The following is a 24665-nucleotide window of genomic DNA, read 5'->3' as shown; positions in this document are numbered from 1 at the left end:
CCGCTCTAGTGCATTCGGCTGGAGCGCGACACGTCCCTCCACTCTCCATTCAGAGCCGCCGCAAAAATGAGCCTGTTCTCCGCTGTCGAAATGGCACCACGCGATCCAATCCTGGGCCTCAACGAAGCATTCAACGCCGATACACGTACCACCAAGGTCAACCTGGGGGTCGGTGTTTACTGCAACGAGGAGGGGCGAATTCCACTCCTGCGCGCCGTTGTCGAAGCCGAGACGATTCGCGTCGCTCAACACGCGTCCCGTGGCTACTTGCCGATCGACGGCATTGCCGCCTACGACCAGGCTGTGCAGAAACTGCTGTTCGGCAATGACTCGCCACTGATCGCCGCTGGCCGCGTCATCACCACCCAGGCCGTTGGCGGTACTGGCGCGCTGAAAATCGGCGCCGACTTCCTCAAGCAACTGCTGCCGAACGCTGTCGTGGCGATCAGCGACCCGAGCTGGGAAAACCACCGCGCCCTGTTCGAAACCGCGGGTTTCCCGGTTCAGAACTATCGCTACTACGACGCTGCGACCCACGACGTTAACCGTACCGGCCTGCTTGAAGACCTGAACGCCCTGCCGTCCGGCTCGATCGTTGTGCTGCACGCCTGCTGCCACAACCCGACCGGCGTGGACCTGAGCCCGGCAGACTGGAAAAACGTCCTCGACGTGGTGAAAGCCAAAGGTCACGTACCGTTCCTCGACATGGCCTACCAGGGCTTTGGCGATGGCATCGACGAAGACGCCGCTGCCGTACGCCTGTTCGCTGAGTCGGGCCTGACGTTCTTTGTCTCCAGCTCGTTCTCCAAATCCTTCTCGCTGTACGGCGAGCGCGTTGGCGCCCTGTCGATCGTCAGCGAATCGAAAGAAGAAAGCGCGCGCGTGCTGTCGCAAGTCAAACGCGTGATCCGCACCAATTACTCCAACCCGCCGACCCACGGTGCAAGCATCGTCGCTGCTGTGCTGAACAGCCCGGAACTGCGCGCCCAATGGGAAGAAGAACTGGCGGAAATGCGCCTGCGGATTCGCGGCATGCGCACCCAGATGGTTGACCTGCTGGCGAAAAACGCACCACAGCGCGATTTCAGCTTCGTCGGTCGTCAGCGCGGCATGTTCTCCTACTCCGGCCTGACCGTTGAGCAAGTGACCCGCTTGCGCAGCGAGTTCGGCATCTACGCCCTGGACACCGGCCGCATCTGCGTGGCTGCGCTGAACCAGAGCAACATCGACGCGGTGACCAAGGCCATCGTTGCGGTGATCTGAGTCTCGTACGGTACGAAAAACGGGAAGCCTTTTGGCTTCCCGTTTTTTATTTGTGTCAGATAATTTTCAAAGCGTTGACCGAGGGCTCTAGACTGCACACATATCAAATGTGGGAGTGAGCCTGCTCGCGATGGCGTCAGTTCAGTCAATGATGTGTTGAATCAGCTACCGCTTTCGCGAGCAAGTCGGATCACCGTGCCGTCGCCCCCACAGGTTTTGTGTACACCCGAGAATTCTTGAGAACCCACATGAAAAACGATGACCTACGCGCCGACCGTGACGAACTGGACGATTTCGTCCCTCGCACCCCGGCAAAACGCGGCAACAACCTGGTGCTGCAAGTGGCTGCCGGCGTATTCCTCGGCGGCCTGGCCTTGTGGCTGGTGCAACTGGCCGCCACGATGCTGTACGCCAAACTGATGCTCGCCACGGTCACGTTCGGCGGTTAAGCCAGTTCGCTGGCACGCTGAGTGGCGGCGTCGTCATAGGCGACGTAAAGCGATTCGGCGACCTGACTCTTGATCGCTTTGGCGCTTTCCAGACCGAGGACGAAACCTTCAGCCTTGCCGCCCGCGCGATTCAAATCGTCAGCGGTGCTGGCCTGAGTGATTGCGTCGAACAGCTTCTCGGCGTGCGGGCCGACACCTTTGGGCAGGCTGATCTGAGCGATGCTCATGCGAACACCCCGCTGTCTTGAGGGGTGAGGATTGGGTGATTCATGGCACGTACCTTTTCGGCGAATGGCCGGCAGCGCGTGTAACCACTTCCGGGCGGCCATGGTAGACCTCTGAGGCGATTCTGGTAACCGCCCATGGCCGATAAACCACCGTCCGTCTCCATGAATCCATCAAATTGCTAACAGATGCTTGACTTCTCTTTTTGAATCAGTAACATACACGCCATTCCGCGATAGCTCAGTTGGTAGAGCAAGTGACTGTTAATCACTGGGTCCCTGGTTCGAGTCCAGGTCGTGGAGCCATACAAGGTTCCAGAGAAGGCTTCCAAAATCTCTGAATCACCCGAAAAACCCGCCTTCTGGCGGGTTTTTTCGTTTTGGCGTTCCGTCGGATTCCGGTGGGTACACCACACCGTGGTGGTTCTCCCAAAGTGCGATTAGCGTCCGGCGGCTCGCACGGTCACAGCGATGTGATGGATGCCTACTTCTACCAGAGTGCCCACTGCGGCAACTCATATCCCTTCGTAGGTGCTCTGCAGCAACCTATCCGCTTGGCTACTTCATTGCGCCAACCTGCGCCGTCTCTTTCTCCCGGAAAGAGACGGGCGCTCCTGTCTCGACGATGCCTGACAGCAAGCGGTGCTGACATTCAACAGTCCAGTAATCGTCATCCCCATGAAGCGGTTCTCCTATTTTCTAAGACCAAATTATCAATACCTTCGATTGCGTTAATAGTGAAAATCAGTACGAGCACGTTGAATGCCTACCAACTGGATGGTAGCTTATTATCAAGTTTGAAAAACTGTAATCACCACCATCCTTATGAGAATCCCATGCAAGATTGGAAGCAAACCCGCAAAGACATCAACACTCGCTTGGTAGAACTAAACGGCCTGTCTCCGGAAACAATGAAAGGCATGGCGGCGCTCGGCGCTGCCGGCGGCAAAACCAATCACCTGGACGCGAAGACCCGGGAACTGATCTCCCTCGCCGTGGCTGTGACCACCCGCTGCGACGGTTGCATCGCATTCCACGCCGCCGAAGCCAAGAAACTTGGCGTCACCAGTGAAGAAGTCGCCGAAGCACTGGGCGTGGCAATCAACATGAACGCCGGTGCCGCGTTGGTGTACAGCACACATGTGCTGGACGCATTCGATAAGTCGTAAATCAAACGCTGACTTTCAACCTGTTAACGACTTCGAGACTAATCATGAATAAGCTGCTCACCCCTTACGATCTGTCCGGTATTGCACTAAAAAACAGGGTCGTTATGGCCCCCATGACCCGCACCCGGACCCTAGACAACATCCCTAACGAGTTCACCGCGCTGTATTACGCACAGCGTGCTTCTGCGGGTCTGCTGATCACCGAAGGCCTGCCGATTTCCGACGAGGCCCGTGGCTACCTGTACACCCCAGGTATTTATGCCGACGAACACTTGCCAGGCTGGCGTCAGGTCACTGAAACGGTGCATGCCAAAGGCGGGAAAATCTTCGCGCAGTTGTGGCACGTTGGCCGAATGTCCCATGTTTCGGTGCATGGCCTGGTTCCGGTTTCTTCGTGTACTCAGCTGGCGGTCGATACCACGGTGTATGCCTGGATCGAGCCTGGCGAGCCCGGCCCTGTGCAACCCAGCGTGCCCCGTGCCTTGGAAACGGATGAAGTGAAACGGGTCATCGCTGACTTTGTGAAGTCGGCGCGCATGGCGATGGAGGCTGGTTTTGACGGCATCGAAATCATGGCCGCCAACGGCTTTCTGTTTGATCAGTTCCTCAGCAGCGCCTTGAACACCCGGACCGATCAGTACGGTGGCTCGATCGCCAATCGCCAGCGCTTTCTGCTGGAAACCATTGACGCGATTTCTGCCGAAATCGGCGGCTCAAAGATTGGCGTACGGTTCTCGCCGTTTGGCCGCCTGTATGACTTTGGCGTGTACGAAGGTGAAGCAGAAACCTGGATGAGCATGGCGGCAGCGCTCAATGAGCGCGAACTGGCCTACGTCCACCTGAACTACCAACCGACCATTGTCGCCGCGCAAACGCCGCCTGGTTTTAGCGCTGCGTTCCGTGAAGCCTACAAAGGCACCTTGATGGCTGCCGGTGGGTTCACCCAAGCCCTCGCTGAGTCGGAACTGGCCAAAGGTGAACTCGACTTGATCGCCTTCGGTACGGCCTACATCGCCAACCCCGACCTGGTAGAGCGCATGCAGAACGGCTGGCCATTGGCAGAGGGTGATCGCGCGACTTACTACGGTGTCAGCGATCGCATTGCCAAGGGTTACACCGACTACCCGGAATACGTTGCAGCCAAAGCCTGATTATTCGCTGCTTCATCACTGCCCACTTCAGACCTCAAGGAGCACACCATGCCTCTCGTTACCATCAAAGGCATTGAAGGCGTTTTTACCGACAAGCAGAAAGCCGAAGTCATCCAGAAAGTGACGGACGCCATGGTGTCTGTGGAAGGTGAAAACATGCGCGCCCTCACCTGGGTCATCTTCGAAGAGGTCAAAAGCGGAGATTGGGGAATCGCTGGCAAACCCGTGACTGCGCAGGACGTATTGAAACTGCAAGCAAGTAAATAAAAGGGGTCCCCCCCCAAAAAAAATGACTCCCTGGTCGGTGGGCACTCTCATGTCCAACGACCAGGGAGTTTTTTGTTGTGGCTGAACACGCGATTTATCGTGGAATGTTCCCAATAATTCTGATCATTTATGCTCACCCTTACCCGACAAATCCAGGGTTAACCAGGTGATGTTCCAGCACTGGTCGTTACGAAGCCCGAGAACGAGCGGATCGATTCCGTCACCCGAACCTGGAGATGCTGGAAGAAATGGCCGCGCAGCCGGTGGATGATACCGAGTTCAAATATGACGCCTACAAACGGGCCAACGCGCTGTTAACGGAAATATTCAACGAAGACCGCGCTTATCCCATCGATAACGGGTCCGGGTCAGATCCACAACCGAGGGATGAAAAAGAACGCCAGGCTGATCAGCCTGACCGCTGATGGAGGAGGTTCGGTTAAATCGCCTCTTCCAACTCCGCAAGAATGGCTTTTTTCATGGCTCCAACTGAACGGGATCCGGGCATGACCCGCAGCAGCCGCCCCTCATGGAACACCGCCAAGGATGGCACGGCCCGGATACCGTACATTTGCGCAATCGTCGGAGACACCGCCACATCAATCTTTGCAAAAGCCGCCAGAGAGTGAAGCTTTTCTTCCAAGGCATGAAAGACCGGTTTTACCTCCTGACAAGGCTTGCACCAGGACGCTGAAAAAAGCACGACGCTGCTGCCTTTGGCCACAAAGCGGGCGAACTGCGGAGCACTCAACTCAACGATACGGCTCATTTGGATCTCGCTCTCAATACGGATGAAGGGCGGCACAACCCGGTGCCGCACCGTTTCTGCTGATCAAATTTTGCAGCCATCTATGCCGCAGACTTGACCGCTGAATGCGTCAAATTCGACTTTCGACTTCTCCTGCATCTTGTTCAGCGCTTCAAGAAAAGCAGCCTCAGGCTGAGCACCGGACAATGAGAAGGCATTATCGAATACAAACAAAGGCACGCCCGACCCTAATTGCGCGGCGATATGCTCGTCCTCCTCCATCTCTACGCGCAACTCAACGGATGACCACGCCCGTTGGATTAACGCGCCCGAAACGCCTGCGGCCTTGGCTATGGCCTCCAGGCTGCCGCGATCAAACAGAGACTGACCACGGGAGGTGCTTTGCTCATACAGCGCCTCGACCAAGCGTTTTTTAACGGCTTCGTCCGCAACCGCCTTGACCAGTACGTGGGCATCTGCGGTATCGCCAAATAGCATGCTGTCAAAGCGGTAATCAAGCCCAGCGGCCCGGCCATATTTACTGACGGTGTTCATCATCGCGACAGCGGAATCCGGATTGCCGAGCTTGCGTTTAAGGGCAGCGATCATAGGCTCTGGCGCGTGATTCGCCGCCAGACGATAGGCCCTGGCGTTGACTTGTACATTGTCCTTTTCAGCAAATTTATCGAGCGCCTGCTCGAATCGACGCTTGGCTACCCAGCACCAAGGGCAAACAAAATCAGACCAGATATCCACTGCATATTTTTTCGAAGAAGTTTGCATGACTCGTCCTGTACTCAAAGAAATCAAGACCGCGTTACCAGCGTTTCAAGCAAATGATCGAAGCCTGCCAGCGGGTCGGTTGATCGGCCCAATGTCCAATCGATAAGGCTCGCGCCCTCCAGGCAGCTCAGCAGCATGAACGCGTAGGTCTCAACGGGCTTGTCCAGCGACCAGTTGCGCCGCCGGACCCCGTCATTGAGGGTGGCCTGAAGCCAATCGAGCTGGCTCTCAAAGAACACCCGAGTTAGCCCTTGCAGCGCTAGCGGCAGTGCCGCCATTTCTGCCGTCAGGGCGCCACACAAGGATCGAACTGAGGGTCGCATCGAAGCGTTTGATGTAGTCCTTGATCAGCTCCGCGCCCAGACTTTCCTTGGTCGGGAAGTGATGGGAGCTCTTCATCAGACCACACTCGCCCCTGTGGTCAGGCCCGAACAGCCATAATTCCAGCATCCACGTCCCAGATTGCGCCGGTCACCCAGGACGTCTTGTCCGACAGCAGGAACAGGATGGTATTGGCGACGTCTTCGGGAACGCCGACGCGTCCCAACGGGTGGAAATCGTTCAGCGACTTCATCGCTTCCGGGATCGCCTCTTTGTCCATGAACCCTTCATAGATCGAGGTGTGAACGATCCCTGGCGAGACAGCGTTGACCCGAATACCCGAGTGAGCCAACTCAATTGCCAGGTTGCGTGTCAGCGCATGCAAACCTGCCTTTGCCATGGAGTAGGCAGAGGCCGGCGAACCTGCCAATGCGGCCTGTGCACCGATGGAGCCGACGTTGACAATTGCCCCTTCAAGCTTGGCGGCCAGCATGTTCTTGACTACGGCCTGGGTGATGAAGAACGTCGCGCGGTTGAGCGACAGGTACATGTCATACTCGGCCTCATCGTGCTCGGTGAACGGCTTGGGAATAAAGATCCCGGCGGAGTTCACCATCAGACTGATATCGCGATGGTTGGCATTGATTTCCATACGAACGAAATTCATGCCCTCTTCAGTCATCAGGTTGGCGACGATCACCGACACAGGGCCCAGCGGGCTCAGCTCGTTACGCACCGCATCGGCCTTGTCTTGCTTGCTGCCGGTGAGCACTACGCTGCCGCCTGCCTTGAGCACCATGCGGGCCGTTTCCAGGCCCATGCCACTGGTACCGCCGACGACCAACAGTTTTTTGCCTTTAAAAAAATCGTTCATTGCAGACTCCGGTTATCCAGATTTCGTAAGGGTCGGCACCAGGGCTGCTAGCCGCCTACCGGTGCACCCTAGGTTTGAATCTGTTTGAAACAGGCGAATCAGCCCTCACGCACTTCGAGGGTCGGCACCATACGGATAGCTTTCGAAAAGTTGGCGTAGTTGACAGAGGTTTTGAGCACCACGTTGTGCAACTCTTCAACACGCTCACGGGAGGCGTCGGTATGCAGGCGAATCACTACACTCACTTCGTCGTAGCCCGGGTTGACGCTTTCGTCGATTCCCAGGAAGCCACGCAGGTCGAGGGTGCCGTCAGTCTCGATTTCAAGGCTGTGAATCTTGATCCCCATCATCGCGGCATTGGCGGCATAACCGACCGACATGCAGGCGTTGAGAGCAGCCATCAGCAGCTCTTGAGGGTTAGGCGCAGTGTTTTGGCCCAGCAATTCATTAGGCTCATCGGCGAGGATTTCGAAATCCCGCGAGTAGGTTTCACCGGCCAGACTGTAGCGATTGACTTTGGCCACAGAGCGAGTCTGGCCTTTCCACTGAGTCTTGACGTTGAAGCTCGCGTGGCGCTTGGTCGCATCCTCAGCAACGCCTTGGGCAAACTGCTGGAGTGCGGCGACATCGATACCATTCAGGTTGTTGCTCATGAGTTCGTTCCTCTTGGGATGGACCGGGCGTTTGGCCCGGAAGAGAAACAAGCCTACCAACTAGTAGGCTGGCTATCAATAGACTATTCTTCTTATAACTAATCGCCCAAAAAATAACTTAGACAGAGTTTTCCTGAATAGGAATAACTGTGAGTCACACACGGAGTGTAGACATGGGTAGGTCGCCGTAAACCAAATGCGAGACTAGACGTACGCTCGTCAGATTGAGTGCGTGCAAAAAGAATTCAGAGAGTGTGAGCTAAGCGGCTGAAACCACTTACGAGGCGGGCAAACGGACCGAGCCAGCAAGGGCAGAATCGGTCGTTCTATGGCGCAGAAAAAAGCTGATCGAACCTCAGTGAGGCGTTTCGGTAACCCGAAGTCCATCTAAAATGAAATCAAATCCAGAAGACTGTTCGTAATTGTCGCTCAGCGCCCAAGATACAAAGCTGCCACCTTCCAACGTATTCAAGATGAACCTGGCAACCTTCACGCCGTCCAGCTCAGCTTTGAGTTCCCCTGCCGCTTGGCCCAGTGCGATATTGGCCTGAAGCCAATTGAGATGAATTTCGAAAAAATCCCGCGTCAATTCCTTTAGGCTTTCAGGCAAAGCCAGCAATTCCGCCGCCAGAGCGCCGCAGAGCGGAAGCATCGCGTTTTTACTGCTTTGTGCGAACATCAAGGCGAAGGCATTGAGCCGATCGATAATGCCGGTATTTTCATCATTGATGCATTCCAGCTGATTCTTGAACCGGAACAGATAACTCTCAACGATGGCAATCGCCAGACTTTCTTTGGTGGGAAAGTGGTGGTGAATACTCGCCTTCTTGATACCAATGTCTTCCGCCAGATCGGCATAGCTGAAGGCTGCGTAGCCCTTGGTACGCAACAGAATCTCAGCGCTGCTCAGGAGGTCGGAGCGTGTACTCATGATGCCGTTTCCAAATTTATCAATGCGGCATCATAAATTAGTACTTCTTCATAAAACAGCGCTCAGATTGCGCACCTATGAACCACCCACTTGAATCGGCCTATAAATGAGACCTGCGCGGACTTGAATGGCGGTAAATCCGGTGCAGGTATCAAGCAACATGAGTGTTCACTGCAAGCTCATGCGCGGGCTCGGGCTCGGGCTTGATCTTGAACCAGAGGGCGTACATCGCTGGCAGGAACACCAGGGTCAGCACGGTGCCGGCAAACGTACCGCCAATCAGGGTGTAGGCCAGCGTTCCCCAGAACACCGAATGGGTCAGCGGAATGAACGCCAACATCGCCGCCAACGCCGTGAGAATCACGGGCCTCGCGCGCTGCACAGTGGCTTCGACCACGGCGTTGTAAGGTGACAGGCCGGCTTGCTCATTGGAGTGAATCTGTCCGATGAGAATCAGCGTGTTGCGCATCAGAATTCCTGACAAGGCAATCAGTCCCACCAAGGCGTTGATCCCGAACGGTTGCTGGAACAGCAGCAGAATTGGCACCACACCAATCAGGCCCAAAGGCGCGGTGAAGAACACCATCATCATTGCCGACATCGAGCGCACCTGAATGATGATGGTCAGCAACATCAGCGCAATCATGATCGGGAACAACGGCAGCAATGCCTTGTTCGCTTTACCCGACTCCTCGATCGAGCCGGCAAACTCAATCCGGTAGCCCGTCGGCAGTTTTTCGATGAGGGGCTGCAACTGCGTTATCAAGGCGTTGGAGACATCGGGAGGCTGAAGACCTTCAGCCACGTCACCGCGCACGGTTATCGTCGGCGTACGATCACGACGTCGCAGAATGGGCTCCTCCATGCGCACATCCACCGCCCCTACCTGGGACAGCGACACGCGCTGCCCTTGGGCGCCGGTCAGCGTGAAGGCGGCAATTTTCGACGGATCCAGACGCGTCTCTCCCGCCGAGCGAGCGACCACCTGAACCGAACGAATGTCCTCACGCACCTCGGTGACAGGCACCCCCGTGAGCAGGAATTGCAGCTGTTGCGCGACATCGGTCGAGGTCAAGCCGAATGCTTGCAGACGATCCTGATCCAGCGTGAGATGAAGTGCCGGTGTGCGCTCGCCCAAGTCGGTGTTGACGGTCCTCATCATGGGGCTGGCGGTCATGACCTCACGCACCTGCGCGGCGATATCCCGCAACACCGCGGGGTCGGCGCCCATCACCCGAAAGGCCACCGGATACGGTGAATAAGGACCAAATACCAACTGCGTCACCCGCACCCGGGCTTCAGGCGCCAAGCCATCGGCTGCGGCTTGCCTGAGGCGGAGCTTGAGCGCCTCGCGCTCTTGCTGATTCGCCGTCAGGACGACGATTTTTGCGAAGGATGGATCGGGTAGCTCAGGTGCCATCGCCAAATAGAAGCGCGGCGCGCCCTGGCCAATGTAAGCGGTGACGATCTTGGCTTCCGACTGCAGAGCCAACCACGCCTCGACCTTGGCCGCGGCCATATCAGTCTGTTCTATAGAGGTGCCGTAGGGCATCTGCACCTCAACCAGCACCTCCGGGCGGTCGGACGTTGGAAAGAACTGCTTCTTGACCACGCCCATACCCAGAATCGCAACAACAAACAAGCCAACGACCGATGTAGCCACCAGGCCTTTGCGGCGGATCACACTGCCCAGCAGGCGCCTGAAACGCTGGTAGTTCGGTGTACCGTAAATCGCTGTATGCCCGCCTTCAGGCACCTTGATCTGCGGCAGCAGTTTGACGCCCAGATAAGGGGTAAACACCACGGCCACCACCCAGGAAGTGATCAGCGCAATGCCAACGATCCAGAACATGTTCGCGGTGTACTCACCGGCGGTCGACTTGGCAAAACCGTTGGGCATAAAGCCGATCGCCGTCACCAACGTACCCGACAACATCGGCGCAGCCGTGTGGCTCCAGGCATAAGCGGAGGCCTTGATTCGGTCATAGCCCTCCTCCATCTTCACCACCATCATTTCAATGGCAATGATTGCATCGTCCACCAGCAGTCCCAGCGCCAGAATCAACGACCCCAGGGTAATTCGATCGAAGTCTTTGCCCGTGGCCGCCATGACAATGAACACGGCCGCCAGGGTCAGCGGCACCGCCGCGGCAACCACAACCCCGACACGCCAGCCCATGCTGAGAAAACACACCAGCAGCACCACGCCCAAGGCAGCAAAAAACTTCACCATGAACTCGTTGACGGAGGCACCAATATTTACCGCCTGATCCGTGACCTTGGTCAGGCTCATGCCCAAAGGCATCTGCTCGTTGATCGCTGTCGCTTCGGCCTCCAGCGACTTCCCCAGATCCAGACCGTTCCAACCATCGCGCATGACCACGCCGAGCAATAATGCGGGCTCGCCATTGTTGCGTACCAGGAACGTCGCAGGGTCCTCATAACCGCGCTTGACCTCAGCCACATCGGACAACTTGAGGGTTCTGCCCTGCACCGTCAGTGGGGTATTACGAATCTTCTGCAAGTCATCAAACGCGCCATCCAGGCGGATGAAAACCTGTGGGCCCTTCGCTTCAACTGAGCCGGCCGGCGTTATCATGTTCTGCGTGTTCAACGCACTGAAGATGTCTCGTGCAGAAATGCCCAGTGTCGCCAGACGCTCGTAGGACAACTCGACAAAAATGCGCTCGGCCTGTTCACCGATGATGTTGACCTTCTTCACACCCGCCACATGCAGCAGACGCTGGCGCAAGCTCTCGGCTTCGCGCACCAGCAGACGTTGCGGCTCGCCCTTGGCCTTAAGCGCATAGAGCGCGAAGGTGACATCGGAATACTCATCATTGACCATCGGGCCGATCACCCCGGACGGCAACCCCTTCTGCTCATCCAGGATTTTCTTGCGCGCCTGGTAAAACTCCTCCTGGACGGCTGAGGGCGGCGTGCTATCGAGCAGATAAACCGTGGTGAATGCCAAGCCGGGCCGGGTAAAGGTCTCGGTCCGGTCGTACCAACGCAGTTCCTGCATGCGTTTTTCCAGCTTTTCTACCACCTGGTCCTGAATCTCCTGGGCCGTCGCCCCTGGCCAGGCGGTGACCACCGTCATTTGTTTAATGGTGAATGCGGGGTCTTCCGCACGCCCCAGTTTGAAGAAGGCGTACAACCCACCCACAGAAATCAGCAGGATCAAAAACAGGGTGATTGAGCGCTCGCGTACTGCCAGCGCCGACAGATTGAAGCCGCTCATCGACTCACCTCAACCACCGCTTTTTGCGTCGCACCGGCAAGCTCAGTCCTGACCTTCTCTCCCTCATTCAATAAGTGCGCACCCAATGCGACGACACGATCACCCACCTGGAGATCACCCGTCACGCGCACGCTGGCCTCGTTATTCAGGCTTAGAACCTTGATCGGGCGCCATACCACATGCTCCGGTTCTCCCTCAACCACCCAGACACCCGGGCCTTTACCCGCGTCGTAGAGGGCCCCCATGGGCACCTGTAATTCCTTGGCATCAGCAACATCCGTGTCAGCGATAACCACTGAGATCGTCGAACCCAGGGTGGCATTGGAGAGCGCTCCCTCCAGCACATAACGCGCTTCAAACGTTCGGGTCTGTCGGTCGGCAGAGTCGGACAACTGGCGTAAACGCGCTTTACCTGCAGTCTGGTGCTGGCCGTATAGCTCAACCGTCCCCGAAGATCCCAAAGCAGGGCGCAACGTCTCGGGCAACTGGATCACCGCCTCGCGCTGCCCTGAGTGGGCAACACGCACCACCACCTGACCTGCGCCAATCACCTGCCCTGGCTCTGCCAAGGTGTCCACCACAACCCCATCAGCGTCAGCCAATAACGTCGAGTAACCGGTCGCGTTTTTCGCCACATCAGCCTGGGCCTGGGCAGCGTTGAGTTGGGCTTTCGCCGAGTCGGCAGCCGCTTTGAACCCTGCGTAAGCTGAAGCAGATACCGCTCCGACGGACACCAGATCACGGTAGCGAAGCTCGTCATCGGAGGCCTGCCGGGCTCGGGCCGTAGCGGCCAGCACCGCTTCCTGCTGCGCCCTCGCGGTCAGCGTCAGGTCGTTGGCATCGATGCGCATGAGTGGCTGCCCACGCTTGACACTCTGCCCAGAGTCCACCAAGCGCTCCAAGACTTTCCCTGGCACCCGAAAACCGAGATCGCTCTGAACTCGAGCCGCGACGATACCGGTGAATACCCGCGCCGCAGGCGCGGAGGGTTGAACCACGGCGATGCGCACCAAGGGCACTTGAAGGCGAGGATCGGCAGGCGCGGCCTCGTTACAGGCCGCCAGGGCAAACGGCATCAAGACAATGAAAATGAGTGACAGGCGGTGGCGCTGGATCATAAAGACCTCTCGGTAGCGGATACGCCATGCTTATTCAAGTGACCAATTCTGTCAATAGTCACTAGCAAGGCAAATGAACATCGCCCACTTGGTCAGAGCAAAGCAGAGAGGCTTGATATCTGGTTTTTTTCAGGCGCACACGCTGATACGGATGCGCAGCGCATCCGCCAGCTGAGGGTTAAGGCATCAGACTGCGCAGAACAAGATTGGAGATGAGAGAAGGGGCTTCTTCAACAAAATCGAGGTTGTACTGCAATAGCAGAGGATTGATGAAGGGTCGCAGAGCGAGATGAATCGACTCTACCGTCTCATCCAGCGGTGTCTTGCGTTCAAATTCACCAAGCTCTCGCCCCTCACGCACGATTTGCAACACCAAGCCCTTGATCCGAGCGTCATAGACTTGTGAGCTGGGCCAGCGCTCCGACGCGGCGAACGCTGCGATCTCGTAGAGTTTACGGTCGTTAAAGAACAGGCTCACACCTGTAGCGATCAAAGTTTTGACCAGCCGCCGAAAACGTTCAGTCGGCGAGATGCCCTCTACATTGATGGCCTGCTCCACTGCCGCAACGATTTCAGTCAGGCAGTTTGTACAGATTGCTTCACCAATCGCCTGCTTGGATTCAAAGAATTTGTAGATGTAAGCCTTGGAAAAGCCGATGGCCTTGGCCAGGTCAGAAACCGTTGTTTTGCCATAACCGTACTGACTGAAATGCTCGTTGGCCGCCGCGACAATCTGGTCTCGAATGTCGTGATCGGCTGGGCCACGGGCGCTGGGTGAAGAAACTGATGGCTGATTCATACGAGCAGCTTACTCATCCCAAAGGTGGTTGACAACTTGTGACCAAATTGTAATATCGTCACAAACCGACCCTTTCGCAGGTATCGCATGCACCCTCCTCCTCGTTTTGCCGTCTTACTGTGTCTGGGTATGGTTGCAGGTTGCACAGTGGGCCCCGACTACTCAGAACCCAGTGTGGAATTGCCCGAGCATTTCTCGGCGCAAACGTCCAAGGCACGACAAGTAGGCGCCGCAAATGCCGATCTCGCTGCTTGGTGGAACGCATTTAATGACCCGATACTCAATCAGCTGATAAATCGAGCACTTGAACAGAACCTCGATTTAGCCCAGGCAAACGCTAGGATCGAGCAGGCTCGCGCCGGTTTGGGCGCAGCTAACGCAGCCCTCCTGCCGTCGGCTACCGTCAATGGTCAAGCGGCCAGAGCCCGTCAGTCATTGGAGACTCCGTTGGGCCAAGTGCTGAATTCAGACCCTTCCTATAATCGCTACGGCAATGCCTATGAGGCGAATTTGAATGCTGGCTGGGAGCTGGATGTGTTTGGCGGGCTGCGCCGCAGCCAAGAGGCGGCCTTCGCCGATTATCAGGCCTCACAAGCCGGGGCGATTGCCACACGCCTGGCAGTGGTCGCGCAAACAGCCGACCTTTACATCAGCATCCGTGGCCTGCAAGCACGCATGGAAATTGCCCGGCAGCAAGTAGACACACGACAACAACTGCTCACCACCATCGAACACCTCTACGCAAAAGGCCTGGCGGCTGAACTGCAGTTGAATCAGACCCAAGGCGCGCTGAATCAAGCGCAGGCAACCGTGCCTGTACTGCAAGCAGGCATTGACGCGGCAATGAATGCGCTGGATGTCATGTTGGGCAAGGCGCCCGGCACCTATAGCGCGCAGTTGACCAAGCCGGCGCCCATCCCTGATGTGCCACGCCTCTCGGACATGGGCGCGCCGGCCGACCTGCTGCGTCGGCGTCCAGACTTGATCGTCGCTGAGCGCCGGCTTGCGGCATCCAACGCACGCATCGGCGAAGCCATGTCCGAGTACTACCCCAAACTGTCTGTGGGGGCGCTGCTCGGCAGTGCGACCTCGGTATCCAGCGCAAACCTGTTCAGCAATGGCGCCAGTCAGGCTTCGGCGGCACTGGGATTACGCTGGAGGCTGTTCGATTTTGGCCGCATCAACGCTCAAATTGATTTGGCGAAAGGTCAAGAAGCCGAAGCCTTAGCCGCTTACCGCCAGTCCGTTCTGCGGGCCTGCGAAGATGTCGAAAGCGCTTTTTCGGCGCTGATCAACCGCGAGCGACAATCAACACAACTCACCCAGGGCGAGTCGGCGTATGCGAAAGCCCGAGCGAAGTCGTTTGTCGCCTATGAAAAAGGCGTGGTCAGCCTGATCGAGGTACTGGATGCCGATGAACACCTGTTAGCGGCATCTGATGGCAGAGCTCAGGCACAAACTGAATCGGCTCGCGCTGCAGTGGCCACGTTCAAAGCATTGGGCGGCGGTTGGCAGCGAGAAGACTCAGATGCTCGCGTTGCCTCAAAGACACGGTAGAAATGTGACCTGCGTCATCCCTCTTAACGGGCTTAACCCTGTCCTTGAAATACAAAACGCCCGATGCGGTGCATCGGGCGTTGGGGTGAAACAGGTGTAAACCTATTTCAGGACTAGACACTGTCAGAAAATCAAAAGGCCGATCTGTCTAATCTACAGATCGGCCTTTTTTAACCCGCGCGCCTATCAGACATGCTCACTGCTTTTGGCATGAGCCGCTCGATGCTCGCTCGAATCATGAGCCGCTTCCTCCACCGGGATCTCATTCCCGTCGCAGTCCCGCAGTTTGCCTTCGCTGAAGTAATCCCCTTCACGCAACGCCGCCAGGTCCTGGTAACGCAGAACCCGTTCAGTACCGGCCGCAAACACCGATTGCTGATCCGAGTTACCGGCGGTGAGGTGGTTGAAGGTCAGGTTGAGCACGATGGCCATGATCGCCGAGGAGCTGATGCCCGAGTGGAAGATGGTCGCGAACCAGCTGGGGAAGTGGTCGTAGAAGTTCGGTGCGGCGATCGGGATCATGCCGAAGCCGATGGAGGTGGCGACGATGATCAGATTGACGTTATTGCGGTAATCAACCTTGGACAGCGTGCGAATACCACTGGCCGCCACGGTGCCGAACAGCACGATGCCAGCGCCACCCAGTACCGAGGTCGGTACCGCGGCGATGACCCGACCCATGAACGGTAGCAAACCGAGTATCACCAGGAACAAGCCGCCGGTAGCGACCACAAAACGGCTCTTGATGCCGGTCACGGCCACCAGCCCGACGTTCTGGGCGAAGGCGCTTTGGGTGAAGGAGCCGAAGATCGGCGCAATCATGCTCGACAGCATGTCGGCGCGCAGGCCGTTGCCCAGGCGCTTGGAGTCAACCTTGGTGTCAATGATTTCACCGACGGCGAGGATGTCCGCCGAGGTTTCTACCAGGGTCACCATGACCACGATGCACATCGACAGGATTGCGGCGAAGTGGAAGGTCGGCATGCCGAAGTGGAACGGTGTCGGGAAGCCGAACATCGGGCCTTGCGTGACCGACGAGAAGTCCGCCATGCCGAGGAACACTGCGATGATCGTGCCGATGACCATCGCCAGCAGGATCGACAAACGGGAGATGGTCGCGCTGCCGATCTTGCTCAGCAGCAGCACCAGCACCAGCGTCACCGCCGCCAGACCGATATTCGCCATGCTGCCGAAGTCCGGGGCATGGCTATTGCCGCCCATGGCCCAGCGTGCGGCCACCGGCATCAGCGTCAGGCCGATAGTGGTGATCACAATGCCCGTCACCAGCGGCGGGAAGAACTTGGTGATTCGCGAGAACACCGGCGTGATCAGTAAACCGATCAATGACGCGGCGATCACCGCCCCGAGAATCGACTGGAAGCCACCCTCCCCGCCACTGCTGACAATCGCCACCATCGTCGCGACGCCCGAGAAGGAAACGCCCTGTACCAGCGGCAACTGACACCCGAAAAACGGTAAACCGAGGGTTTGCAGTAATGTCGCCAAGCCCCCCGCAAACAATGAAGCAGCAATCAACAAACCGATGTCCGCCGGCGAGAGCCCGGCCGCCTGGCCGATGATCAAAGGCACCGCGACGATGCCGCCGTACATGGTCAGAACATGTTGCAGGCCGTAAGCCATATTCGCGCCGACCCCGAGGTTTTCGTCCTCAGGCCGTTGGTGTGAAACATGGGGCGTTTTCATGTTGGGGGGTTCCCTGGTTTTTTGTTATGCGCACACTGTATGCAAGACTCAGGACAAATGTCTATAGAGTTGTATACAACTCATTAGTCATATTATGGACATGTGTCCATGCTGCCCTTTGGTTACGCGGTTTCCCCCTGCAAAAAATCTTGAAATACATCCTTCATTCGCGCTCTCCCCCGCCCGCTAGTCTTCTGCATGCCAAGCGACCGCCGGCACGGACGCCCACTCGCTTATACATATAAAGTATGCATAATGAAGTCATTCGAAATTCAGTATCACAAGGCAAAAAACGCGGCCAACAAATTAAAGCATCGCGGCATCAGCCTCGCTGAAACAGAACCGGTATTTTACGACGAACGAGCACTGACGATTCAGGACAACCATCACGATGAACAGCGGTGGATCGTCATGGGAATGGATGCCAAAGCTCGCTTGCTGGTCGTTGCGTACACCTATCGCGATCCGAATTTCGTACGAATCATTTCCGCGCGTATCGCTAACAAAAACGAGCGTCGCCGCTATATGGAGGATTGACCGATGAAAGACGAATACGACTTCAGCAATGCCAAGCGTGGAGCGGTTGCCTCCAGCAAGGGTAAAACCCGAATTACGATCATGCTTGATGACGTCGTCATCGAAGCGGCACGGGCCTTGGCTGAGAGCGAGGGGTATGGCTACCAGACGGTGATCAACAACACCTTGCGCCAGACGTTGCTCAGCAACAGAGAAAAAACTACCGAGCACGATCAGTACGCCGCAGTTGCGAATGCCGGACATTTCAAAGCAGGAGTAACAGCATCTGAACTGAAGAGCCTGGAGAAAAAACTGTCAGAGGTCTTGAGCGAAATCCATCGTGTGATTGAGCCTTGAGCCTGTAACGGCTCCAGACCCAAGGGGAACGGAGCCTGATCCCCATTCAAGGCTTAAGGGCAGATGATTTGACTCTGCCCTCTCGGGGCGACGGCTAGGCCGCCTGAATCAACCGCCCAAGCACTTGCCTCAACCCCGCATGCTCCGGCACCCGAATCCCGAACTCTCCCTCTAGCAACCCGATCAACTCCTCCACATCCGCCACCTGCCGCCGCTCGCTTTCGCTGCCTACCCGATGAATCGCAAAACTGCCGTTGTTCAACGTGCGCCTCCAGCCATCCCCGGTGCGCGCGACCATCAGTTGTTTGGCAAACGATGATTCCGGATGGGTCGAGACGTACCAGTTGCCGACGGCGTAATCGATGTCTTCCTGGCGCTGCAGGTCGAAGATGTACATCGGCCGCCACTCGCCGCCGACGTTGGCGCGCAGGGTGTAGCCATCTGCATGGCGCTCGATGCGATAGGGTTCGTGGGGCGTGAGCTGTGCCGCATCGGTGTCGAGCAGGAGCGGTGCGGTGGGCACCATGCCGCCGAAGCCGACGTCGGTGATGTAGCGCACGCCGTCCAGCGTGACCAGGCTCAAGCGGTGCGTGCGGGCAGTCCACGCGCCTTCGGGCTGGCCCATCACGACCCGACCGGTGATGCCGCGTGCGTCGAAGCCCAACTCCTGAAGCAACACCAGAAACGCGTAGTTGAGTTCGTAGCAGTAACCGCCCCGCCCCTCGTGCAGGATCTTCTGCTCGATGGAGGGCAGGTCGATGCGTACCGGCTCACCGGACAGCGTATTGAGGTTTTCGAACGGGAAAACCCCGGTGTGGCGCAGCTGAAGTTGGCGCAGAGTGTCCAGGGTTGGCGCCGGGGGCGCGTCGTAACCCAGGCGTTGCAGGTATGACGCAGTGTTCGTCAGGCGTGGCTCGCTCATTGCTCGGTCCTTATGCATGGGGCCGCGGATCTCTCCGCCGATGGGCGCCATGTATAAGGGATAAAGCGGTTCGACTGACAATTGATTTAGCCAATCGCCCGGCACCCGAAGATCAACGTCGTTTGCGCGAACTCAAGCGAATCCACGTCGGCGCGTGATCGCTGGCGTGCGGTTCGTTGCGCACCCAGGCATCCACCCCGGCTTCGTGCAGATAAGGACTCAGGCCTGAGTTGAGCAACAGATGATCGATGCGCAACCCCGAGTTTTTCTGCCAGTGCTGCCGGAAATAATCCCAGAACGTGTAGAGCCGATCCTCCGGGTACAGATGACGCAGGGAATCGGTCCAGCCCTGATCCAGCAAGCGCTGGTAACACTCGCGACTTTCCGGTTGCAGCAAGGCGTCCTTGAGCCACGAGCGCGGGTTGTAGATGTCGAGGTCGGTGGGCACCACGTTGTAATCGCCGGCCAGTACCACCGGGTGTTCGCTGCTCTGCAGGTCCTTGGCATAGGTGATCAACCGCTCGAACCACGCCAGTTTGTAGTCGAACTTCGGCCCGGGTTGCGGATTGCCATTGGGCAAATACAGACAGCCCACCAGAATCCCGTGCACCGCAGCCTCCAGGTAGCGGCTATGGGTGTCGGCGTCGTCACCCGGCAGACCGCGCCGGCTCTCCAACGGTTGCGCATCTCGCGCCAGAATCGCCACTCCGTTCCACGACGACTGGCCTTTCCAGACTGCACCGTAGCCCGCGGCCTCAAGCTCGGCGGCGGGGAACGCGCTGTCCACTGACTTGAGCTCCTGCAAACAGGCAATGTCCGGTTTTTCGCGCTCAAGCCAGGCCAGCACATTCGGCAGTCGGGCACGCATGCCGTTAACGTTGAAGGTGGCGATTTTCAGGTTTTTCATGGGCCGAGGCTCGCAACGGATGGACGGTATCCAGTTGTGACCGGGGTGCGTGATGGCAGTTGCCCCGACAAACGAAACAGGCGACTAAAGGTCCCCCATTACACCGGATGCTCGTCATGCGATGCCTTGAGCAACGGCAGCAGCGCCTGATTTTCCATCGGCCGGCTGAGGTAGAAACCCTGCACTTCATGGCACTCGTCAGAGATCAGGAAGTCCAGTTGCTCCAGCGTCTCGACCCCTTCTGCGGTCACGGTCAGGCCCATGGCCTTGCCCAGGTTGATGATCGCCTGCACCACCGCACGGTCGTTGCCGGTGCCGCTCATGGACGAGATGAAACGCTTGTCGATCTTGATCCCGTCGAACGGATAAGTACGCAGGTAACCCAGCGACGAATAACCGGTGCCGAAGTCGTCCATGTTCAGCCGCACACCCAGCTCCTTCAGCGAGTTCATGGTCGCAAGAGCGCCGTCGACGTCGTTGAGCATCACGTTTTCGGTGATCTCCAGCTCCAGTCGACTGGCCGGCAAGCGGCTCTGGATCAACGCTTCCCTGACATCCTCCACCACGTCACTGCGCACGAATTGCACGGGCGACAGGTTGACCGACACCATCAACTCACCCGGCCAGGTCAGTGCCGTCTCGCAGGCTTCGCGCAGCACCCAACGGCCCAGGGGCACGATCAGGTCGGTCTGCTCGGCCAACGGAATAAACGAGTCGGGGCTTAGCAAGCCCTGCACCGGATGCTGCCAGCGCAGCAATGCTTCGACCGAGACGATCTGCTTGCCATCGACGTGATAACGCGGCTGATAGTGCATCACGAACTCGTTGTTCTTGATCGCCTGGCGCAGGTCGTTTTCGAGTTTGCGGCGATGCTGGATCTGATCGTTCATGTGCGGCGCAAAATAGCACCAGGTTTTCTTGCCGTCGGATTTGGCCTGATACAGCGCGATGTCGGCACAGCGGATCAGCTCCTCCGGCATGTGCCCCTGACGTCGGCTCAAGGCGATGCCGATGCTCGCGCCGATGTGCAGCGTGTGATGGTCATAGTGAATCGGCTGCTGCAGGCTTTCGAGGATGCGTTCGCAAATTCGGTCGATTTCCGCGTGGATGTCCATGCCATTAAGCACCAGCACAAACTCGTCGCCGCCCAGTCGTGCAACCAGATCAATGTCCCGCGTGCACTCGCGCAATCGGGAGGCTACCTCCAGCAACACCGCATCACCGGCCGGGTGGCCGAGGGAATCATTGATAGGCTTGAAGTTATCCAGGTCGATCATCAACAACGTCAGCGGTGCCGAATGTTCCTTCAACACCAACGCGTCTTCGAGGTAACGCGCCAGTTTGTTGCGGTTGGGCAGACCGGTCAGGGCGTCGTGCAACGACAGATGCTGGATCTGCGCATGGGCCGCAACTTCATCGGTGATGTCACTGGCCGTGCCGCGGTAACCCAGCACCGCGCCTTTACTGTGGATCGGTCGCGCCGACACCCGGCAGACACGTTGCTGCCCAGATTGATCGCGATAAGAACAACGCAGGTGGCTGACGTTGTGTTCTTCGTTGAGCTTGTTCAGCCACAGTGACAACGGCGTGGTGTCGCAATACAACAGCTGTTCGATGTCCTGCCCCAGCCATTGCTGATCGGAAAAACCGGTGACGGCGCCGAAGCGCCCCGACAGATACGTGATGCGGTGCTTGTCGTCGATTTCCCAGATCCAGTCGGAAGCAGCCTCGGCCACCGCACGAAAACGCTCTTCACTGGCCTCCAGCGCCTGGTTCGACAAATCCAGGTTGATGTAACTGGCGTCCACGTGCCGCGACGTGCGCAGCACATAACGGAAGAACCAAGCGGTCAGCAACGCCAGAATCAACAGCGCGCCGCCCAGTGGCGGCAGCAGTGACCAAAGCAATTGATGGCCGGGCTGCTCAAGCCGTGACACCAGGCTAAAACCGGTGCCCGTGAGTGGCACCGCGGGCTGACCGGGAGCGAGGGTGTTGTCAGGTGCGAGGCTCAAGTCATGCAAACCGTAGTCGGCGCTCAGGGCGCTTAGTTTTTCCGGGCTCAATTGATCGACGAACACCAGCACCGAGGTGCTTTTGGGATCGACCGCAGGCCTTTCGTCATTGGGCACGATCGCCGCAGCCGTCAACAGCGCGGGCTGCCCCTCGAACAACGTGAATCGGCTGATGGGCACGAGCAGGCTTTCCTGCCCCTGAACCTCTTCGATCAATGCCGACATCGATATCGAAAGAAGGGCCGCCGCGTCATCCTGCACCTGAAGGCCACGTACCGTGGCGTATTTGGTTCGCTGTTGATCGACCACGAAGACGCCGTCGTAATGGTCCATGGTGAACAAGGTTTTACCCATGTTCTGCTCGACGTAAGCCCACTTCACATCGACTTCACCGTTGAGATGATCGTAGGCAGTTGTCCAGGTTGCATAACTGGCGACGTAGTTTTTCGAGGCTGAAATGCGATTTTCCAGCGCACGCTGGGTGTAAAACGTGGTCTTGGCCAGGTCCTGGACATCAAGCCGGCCGGCAATGCTGAACAAGGCAACGAGGGCGATCAGCACCCCCAATACAAATACCAGTCCGACGGACCAGACCAGATTCCGTGTGATCGGTGTATGCCGCCCTGGAGCGTCGATGGTCGTGTCGGTCAATTCCATGCATGGGATCCTGTCAATCGATTGCCTGATCGGGTGGATCACAGTCAAGCGTGCATTGACCATAGCAGCCATGGTCCTTCATCGCGCCACACTATTGCCAATCGACGGCCGCTCCCCTGTAATGGAGCGCATCACCCGCAACCTATTTATGCCGAGAACCTCTCGCTCATGGACACCCTGGACGGTCAACGAATTACCCTGCGCGCCCTGCAACCCGACGATGCCGATGCGCTGGTGAATGCCGCGCGAGATGGCGAATTGTGGAACCTGACGTTCACCGTCGTGCCCTCCCCGACCAGCGTCGACAGCTACCTGAAAAAAGCCCTCGACGGCCGCGAGGCGGGCACGGTCCTGCCCTTCGTTATCGTACTCAAAGACACGGGCGAGGTCATTGGTTCGACACGCTTCTGGAAAATCGACCGCCTCAACCGCAAGCTCGAAATCGGCAGTAGCTGGATCTCTGCGCGCTGGCAGAAAACCTTCGTCAACACCGAGGCCAAATACCTGATGCTGCGTTACGCCTTCGACATACTGGACTGCGTGCGGGTGCAATTCACCACCGATGAAAACAACCAGAAATCGCGCAACGCGATCTTGCGGCTCGGCGCGCAACAGGAAGGCATCGTACGCCACGAACGGATCATGCCGGACGGACGCAAACGTAATTCGGTGCGGTTCAGCATCATTGATGAGGAGTGGCCGATAGTGCGGGAAAACCTCGAGAAAAAACTGACTGAATTCAGTCGACGTCAATGTTGACTGATCCGCCGCCTTCGCGAGCAAGCCCGCTCCCACAGTGATGGATGTTGTACTCACTTTCAGTGATCTGCGCACCAGCCCAACGACAACACCCCATCAACCATTCGTCATCCCGCCAACACTCTCCGCCCTCCTCGTCACACCATCAGCAGGTAACGACTCATCTTTGGAGACGTGCACTGATGAACATCAAAATCACCACGCTGTTGTTACTCGGTTTGCTGGCCGCCGCAATAGGCACCACTCTCGCGGCCTCCGGCGATAACACTGACGCGCCCGAGACCCGGTCCTGGTATGGCGCAGGCTCAAACATGGCGCCCGACAACTATCCCGACCAACCCTCGCACCGATATACCCCCGACCGAGGCAAAGGCGGATATGGCTCATCGAGAGAGGGCAATGGTGGAAATGCCGGGAACAGTGGCTCGGGTGCAGGCGGCGGCACGGGCGCTGCCGGTGGAGGGACCGGCGGTGCGGGAGGCGGGACCGGCAGCTGGACGCGTAGAAGCGGCCAATGATTTGAACTCTTCGGCTGCTTCCTACTTAACATCGTTGCCATAAACGCCGAGAGTGTCGGCGCTCATCGCGCAGCCGTGACCACACGAGTACGGACAGCAATCTCCGGGTCGACCGGCTCGGCTATTTTGCCAATCTGCGACAACGGCGTCACGGTATAGCCCGCCTGAATTCTGTTCACCGTCACATACGCCACCGCCCCGCTGACGTCGGTGCGGCCGACGACCCAGACGAAGGGCGTGGGCGCCGGCAAATGATTCAGCCCTGCCGGCACCGTCCCGGTCCATCCCGGAGGCGTCACCAGAAACTCACTGGCCTGTATGCCCGTCGCATACCCAACCGGCGAGGCGAACACATCGCTCCACATGTCGAGCATTGGCAACACGTAAAAACGCCCGGCGGTGTCCGGAGCGGTAATCACCAGCGGTTCCTTGGTCAAATCGAGCCAGGCGATGGAATACAACGTGTCGACGTTCGACTGCACCACGGCTTTGAAATCTTCGGACGGGTACTGCGGCACAGTCACAAAGGCGTTGGCTTCTTGCGGCGCGACGTTCGATTGAGCGTGGCTGGCCAGTGGCAAGACAACGGAAACTGCGAGGGTTAGAGCAACGGCTGTCAATGCTTGAGTGATCAACATTTTGGCGATTGTCCGTGCTGTGGGGAGACCTGCCGGGTTCGACAGGGCTACCGGAACTCTAGACGATCAAAACAGATGGATCTGACAGGGAGACAAACGGACGAGCGACTGTTGCAACGCTGAA

Annotated in this window: 23 protein-coding genes, 1 tRNA gene and 2 pseudogenes; 11 read left to right on the top strand and 15 right to left on the bottom strand. The window is 57.7% G+C overall.

The window, feature by feature from the left end; translation table 11 throughout:
* Positions 1 to 66: 66 nt before the first annotated feature.
* Positions 67 to 1263, top strand: a complete 1197-nt coding sequence (locus ACA072_RS10150; RefSeq protein ID WP_497624178.1) for an amino acid aminotransferase — start codon at positions 67 to 69, stop codon at positions 1261 to 1263.
* Between the two features lie 248 nt (positions 1264 to 1511).
* The gene (locus ACA072_RS10145; protein ID WP_497450983.1) at positions 1512 to 1712 is read left to right on the top strand and encodes a hypothetical protein; all 201 of its coding nucleotides are present in this window, start codon (positions 1512 to 1514) and stop codon (positions 1710 to 1712) included.
* Here ACA072_RS10145 and ACA072_RS10140 read toward each other — a convergent pair.
* A complete protein-coding gene (locus ACA072_RS10140; RefSeq protein WP_285435658.1) occupies positions 1709 to 1939 on the bottom strand; it encodes a hypothetical protein in 231 nt (76 codons plus the stop codon). The genes ACA072_RS10145 and ACA072_RS10140 overlap by 4 nt on opposite strands.
* A 227-nt stretch (positions 1940 to 2166) precedes the next feature.
* Between ACA072_RS10140 and ACA072_RS10135 the strand changes: the two genes are divergently transcribed.
* The 5 genes and pseudogenes from ACA072_RS10135 to ACA072_RS10115 all read left to right on the top strand — a co-directional run.
* Positions 2167 to 2242 (top strand) — tRNA-Asn (locus ACA072_RS10135).
* Positions 2243 to 2772: 530 nt separating this feature from the next.
* Positions 2773 to 3105: a carboxymuconolactone decarboxylase family protein gene (locus ACA072_RS10130; protein WP_014860758.1), complete on the top strand. Its 333-nt coding sequence runs from the start codon at positions 2773 to 2775 to the stop codon at positions 3103 to 3105.
* Positions 3106 to 3149: 44 nt separating this feature from the next.
* A complete protein-coding gene (locus ACA072_RS10125) occupies positions 3150 to 4256 on the top strand; it encodes an alkene reductase (RefSeq protein WP_497624177.1) in 1107 nt (368 codons plus the stop codon).
* A gap of 48 nt (positions 4257 to 4304) precedes the next feature.
* Positions 4305 to 4523 carry a tautomerase family protein gene (locus ACA072_RS10120; RefSeq protein WP_497450980.1) on the top strand — a complete coding sequence of 73 codons (219 nt, stop codon included), beginning with the start codon at positions 4305 to 4307 and terminating at the stop codon, positions 4521 to 4523.
* 182 nt (positions 4524 to 4705) lie between these two features.
* Positions 4706 to 4948: pseudogene (locus tag ACA072_RS10115) on the top strand (glutathione-regulated potassium-efflux system protein KefC); the annotation flags it as partial.
* A 14-nt stretch (positions 4949 to 4962) separates the two neighbouring features.
* Here the strand turns inward: ACA072_RS10115 and ACA072_RS10110 are convergent.
* The 9 genes from ACA072_RS10110 to ACA072_RS10070 all read right to left on the bottom strand — a co-directional run bounded on the left by ACA072_RS10110 (position 4963) and on the right by ACA072_RS10070 (position 13994).
* A complete protein-coding gene (locus ACA072_RS10110; RefSeq protein WP_497624176.1) occupies positions 4963 to 5292 on the bottom strand; it encodes a thioredoxin family protein in 330 nt (109 codons plus the stop codon).
* Between the two features lie 63 nt (positions 5293 to 5355).
* Entirely contained in the window at positions 5356 to 6054 is a 699-nt protein-coding gene (locus ACA072_RS10105) for a DsbA family oxidoreductase (protein WP_497624175.1), read from the bottom strand.
* A 23-nt stretch (positions 6055 to 6077) separates the two neighbouring features.
* Positions 6078 to 6332, bottom strand: coding sequence for a hypothetical protein (locus ACA072_RS10100; RefSeq protein ID WP_497624174.1), 255 nt, complete (start codon positions 6330 to 6332; stop codon positions 6078 to 6080).
* A 143-nt stretch (positions 6333 to 6475) separates the two neighbouring features.
* Positions 6476 to 7249, bottom strand: a complete 774-nt coding sequence (locus ACA072_RS10095; protein ID WP_497450976.1) for an SDR family NAD(P)-dependent oxidoreductase — start codon at positions 7247 to 7249, stop codon at positions 6476 to 6478.
* A 98-nt stretch (positions 7250 to 7347) separates the two neighbouring features.
* On the bottom strand, positions 7348 to 7902 hold the full coding sequence (locus tag ACA072_RS10090) for an OsmC family protein (RefSeq protein WP_497624173.1): 555 nt from the start codon (positions 7900 to 7902) through the stop codon (positions 7348 to 7350).
* Positions 7903 to 8257: 355 nt separating this feature from the next.
* Positions 8258 to 8833, bottom strand: coding sequence for a TetR/AcrR family transcriptional regulator (locus ACA072_RS10085; RefSeq protein WP_497624172.1), 576 nt, complete (start codon positions 8831 to 8833; stop codon positions 8258 to 8260).
* Between the two features lie 151 nt (positions 8834 to 8984).
* Entirely contained in the window at positions 8985 to 12077 is a 3093-nt protein-coding gene (locus ACA072_RS10080) for an efflux RND transporter permease subunit (protein WP_497624171.1), read from the bottom strand.
* Positions 12074 to 13195, bottom strand: coding sequence for an efflux RND transporter periplasmic adaptor subunit (locus ACA072_RS10075; protein ID WP_497624170.1), 1122 nt, complete (start codon positions 13193 to 13195; stop codon positions 12074 to 12076). Before ACA072_RS10075 ends, ACA072_RS10080 begins: the two co-directional genes overlap by 4 nt.
* Positions 13196 to 13373: 178 nt before the next feature.
* Positions 13374 to 13994, bottom strand: a complete 621-nt coding sequence (locus tag ACA072_RS10070; RefSeq protein WP_497624169.1) for a TetR/AcrR family transcriptional regulator — start codon at positions 13992 to 13994, stop codon at positions 13374 to 13376.
* A gap of 87 nt (positions 13995 to 14081) precedes the next feature.
* Between ACA072_RS10070 and ACA072_RS10065 the strand changes: the two genes are divergently transcribed.
* On the top strand, positions 14082 to 15551 hold the full coding sequence (locus ACA072_RS10065; RefSeq protein WP_497624168.1) for an efflux transporter outer membrane subunit: 1470 nt from the start codon (positions 14082 to 14084) through the stop codon (positions 15549 to 15551).
* 186 nt (positions 15552 to 15737) lie between these two features.
* On the opposite strand, the gene ACA072_RS10060 is transcribed toward ACA072_RS10065, so the two are convergent.
* Positions 15738 to 17255 carry a nucleobase:cation symporter-2 family protein gene (locus ACA072_RS10060; protein WP_497450969.1) on the bottom strand — a complete coding sequence of 506 codons (1518 nt, stop codon included), beginning with the start codon at positions 17253 to 17255 and terminating at the stop codon, positions 15738 to 15740.
* A gap of 255 nt (positions 17256 to 17510) precedes the next feature.
* Here ACA072_RS10060 and ACA072_RS10055 point away from each other — a divergent pair, with 255 nt between their 5' ends.
* Both ACA072_RS10055 and ACA072_RS10050 read left to right on the top strand, forming a co-directional pair.
* Complete coding sequence (locus ACA072_RS10055; protein WP_461980735.1) at positions 17511 to 17792, top strand: BrnT family toxin; 282 nt, start codon at positions 17511 to 17513, stop codon at positions 17790 to 17792.
* A gap of 3 nt (positions 17793 to 17795) precedes the next feature.
* A complete protein-coding gene (locus ACA072_RS10050) occupies positions 17796 to 18128 on the top strand; it encodes a BrnA antitoxin family protein (RefSeq protein WP_497624167.1) in 333 nt (110 codons plus the stop codon).
* Positions 18129 to 18222: 94 nt separating this feature from the next.
* Here ACA072_RS10050 and ACA072_RS10045 read toward each other — a convergent pair whose 3' ends face one another.
* From ACA072_RS10045 to ACA072_RS10035, 3 genes are all read right to left on the bottom strand, one after another.
* Positions 18223 to 19050 carry an arylamine N-acetyltransferase family protein gene (locus tag ACA072_RS10045; RefSeq protein WP_497624166.1) on the bottom strand — a complete coding sequence of 276 codons (828 nt, stop codon included), beginning with the start codon at positions 19048 to 19050 and terminating at the stop codon, positions 18223 to 18225.
* Positions 19051 to 19162: 112 nt separating this feature from the next.
* Entirely contained in the window at positions 19163 to 19957 is a 795-nt protein-coding gene (locus tag ACA072_RS10040) for an exodeoxyribonuclease III (RefSeq protein ID WP_497624165.1), read from the bottom strand.
* 98 nt (positions 19958 to 20055) lie between these two features.
* Positions 20056 to 22626 (bottom strand): bifunctional diguanylate cyclase/phosphodiesterase, encoded by a 2571-nt coding sequence (locus ACA072_RS10035; RefSeq protein WP_497624164.1) that lies wholly within the window; start codon positions 22624 to 22626, stop codon positions 20056 to 20058.
* Between the two features lie 168 nt (positions 22627 to 22794).
* On the opposite strand from ACA072_RS10035, the gene ACA072_RS10030 reads away from it, so the two are divergent.
* On the top strand, positions 22795 to 23385 hold the full coding sequence (locus ACA072_RS10030) for a GNAT family N-acetyltransferase (protein ID WP_497624163.1): 591 nt from the start codon (positions 22795 to 22797) through the stop codon (positions 23383 to 23385).
* Between the two features lie 604 nt (positions 23386 to 23989).
* On the opposite strand, the pseudogene ACA072_RS10025 reads toward ACA072_RS10030, so the two are convergent.
* Positions 23990 to 24541: pseudogene (locus ACA072_RS10025) on the bottom strand (DUF1254 domain-containing protein); the annotation flags it as partial.
* Positions 24542 to 24665: the final 124 nt, after the last annotated feature.

This window comes from Pseudomonas sp. LBUM1656 (assembly GCF_059716065.1).
Note: the sequence above shows the minus strand (reverse complement) of the source record. Positions and strands in the feature narration are given on the sequence as shown.

Bases quoted from the DNA above. Each gene is read 5' to 3' on its own strand.
- ACA072_RS10085 (WP_497624172.1), bottom strand. From the start codon at position 8,833: ATGAGTACACGCTCCGACCTCCTGAGCAGCGCTGAGATTCTGTTGCGT.
- ACA072_RS10080 (WP_497624171.1), bottom strand. From the start codon at position 12,077: ATGAGCGGCTTCAATCTGTCGGCGCTGGCAGTACGCGAGCGCTCAATC.
- ACA072_RS10030 (WP_497624163.1), top strand. From the start codon at position 22,795: ATGGACACCCTGGACGGTCAACGAATTACCCTGCGCGCCCTGCAACCC.
- ACA072_RS10065 (WP_497624168.1), top strand. From the start codon at position 14,082: ATGCACCCTCCTCCTCGTTTTGCCGTCTTACTGTGTCTGGGTATGGTT.
- ACA072_RS10050 (WP_497624167.1), top strand. From the start codon at position 17,796: ATGAAAGACGAATACGACTTCAGCAATGCCAAGCGTGGAGCGGTTGCC.
- ACA072_RS10060 (WP_497450969.1), bottom strand. From the start codon at position 17,255: ATGAAAACGCCCCATGTTTCACACCAACGGCCTGAGGACGAAAACCTC.
- ACA072_RS10045 (WP_497624166.1), bottom strand. From the start codon at position 19,050: ATGAGCGAGCCACGCCTGACGAACACTGCGTCATACCTGCAACGCCTG.
- ACA072_RS10150 (WP_497624178.1), top strand. From the start codon at position 67: ATGAGCCTGTTCTCCGCTGTCGAAATGGCACCACGCGATCCAATCCTG.
- ACA072_RS10105 (WP_497624175.1), bottom strand. From the start codon at position 6,054: ATGCAAACTTCTTCGAAAAAATATGCAGTGGATATCTGGTCTGATTTT.
- ACA072_RS10095 (WP_497450976.1), bottom strand. From the start codon at position 7,249: ATGAACGATTTTTTTAAAGGCAAAAAACTGTTGGTCGTCGGCGGTACC.
- ACA072_RS10110 (WP_497624176.1), bottom strand. From the start codon at position 5,292: ATGAGCCGTATCGTTGAGTTGAGTGCTCCGCAGTTCGCCCGCTTTGTG.
- ACA072_RS10120 (WP_497450980.1), top strand. From the start codon at position 4,305: ATGCCTCTCGTTACCATCAAAGGCATTGAAGGCGTTTTTACCGACAAG.
- ACA072_RS10040 (WP_497624165.1), bottom strand. From the start codon at position 19,957: ATGAAAAACCTGAAAATCGCCACCTTCAACGTTAACGGCATGCGTGCC.
- ACA072_RS10125 (WP_497624177.1), top strand. From the start codon at position 3,150: ATGAATAAGCTGCTCACCCCTTACGATCTGTCCGGTATTGCACTAAAA.
- ACA072_RS10100 (WP_497624174.1), bottom strand. From the start codon at position 6,332: ATGGCGGCACTGCCGCTAGCGCTGCAAGGGCTAACTCGGGTGTTCTTT.
- ACA072_RS10070 (WP_497624169.1), bottom strand. From the start codon at position 13,994: ATGAATCAGCCATCAGTTTCTTCACCCAGCGCCCGTGGCCCAGCCGAT.
- ACA072_RS10090 (WP_497624173.1), bottom strand. From the start codon at position 7,902: ATGAGCAACAACCTGAATGGTATCGATGTCGCCGCACTCCAGCAGTTT.
- ACA072_RS10075 (WP_497624170.1), bottom strand. From the start codon at position 13,195: ATGATCCAGCGCCACCGCCTGTCACTCATTTTCATTGTCTTGATGCCG.
- ACA072_RS10145 (WP_497450983.1), top strand. From the start codon at position 1,512: ATGAAAAACGATGACCTACGCGCCGACCGTGACGAACTGGACGATTTC.
- ACA072_RS10130 (WP_014860758.1), top strand. From the start codon at position 2,773: ATGCAAGATTGGAAGCAAACCCGCAAAGACATCAACACTCGCTTGGTA.
- ACA072_RS10035 (WP_497624164.1), bottom strand. From the start codon at position 22,626: ATGGAATTGACCGACACGACCATCGACGCTCCAGGGCGGCATACACCG.
- ACA072_RS10055 (WP_461980735.1), top strand. From the start codon at position 17,511: ATGAAGTCATTCGAAATTCAGTATCACAAGGCAAAAAACGCGGCCAAC.
- ACA072_RS10140 (WP_285435658.1), bottom strand. From the start codon at position 1,939: ATGAGCATCGCTCAGATCAGCCTGCCCAAAGGTGTCGGCCCGCACGCC.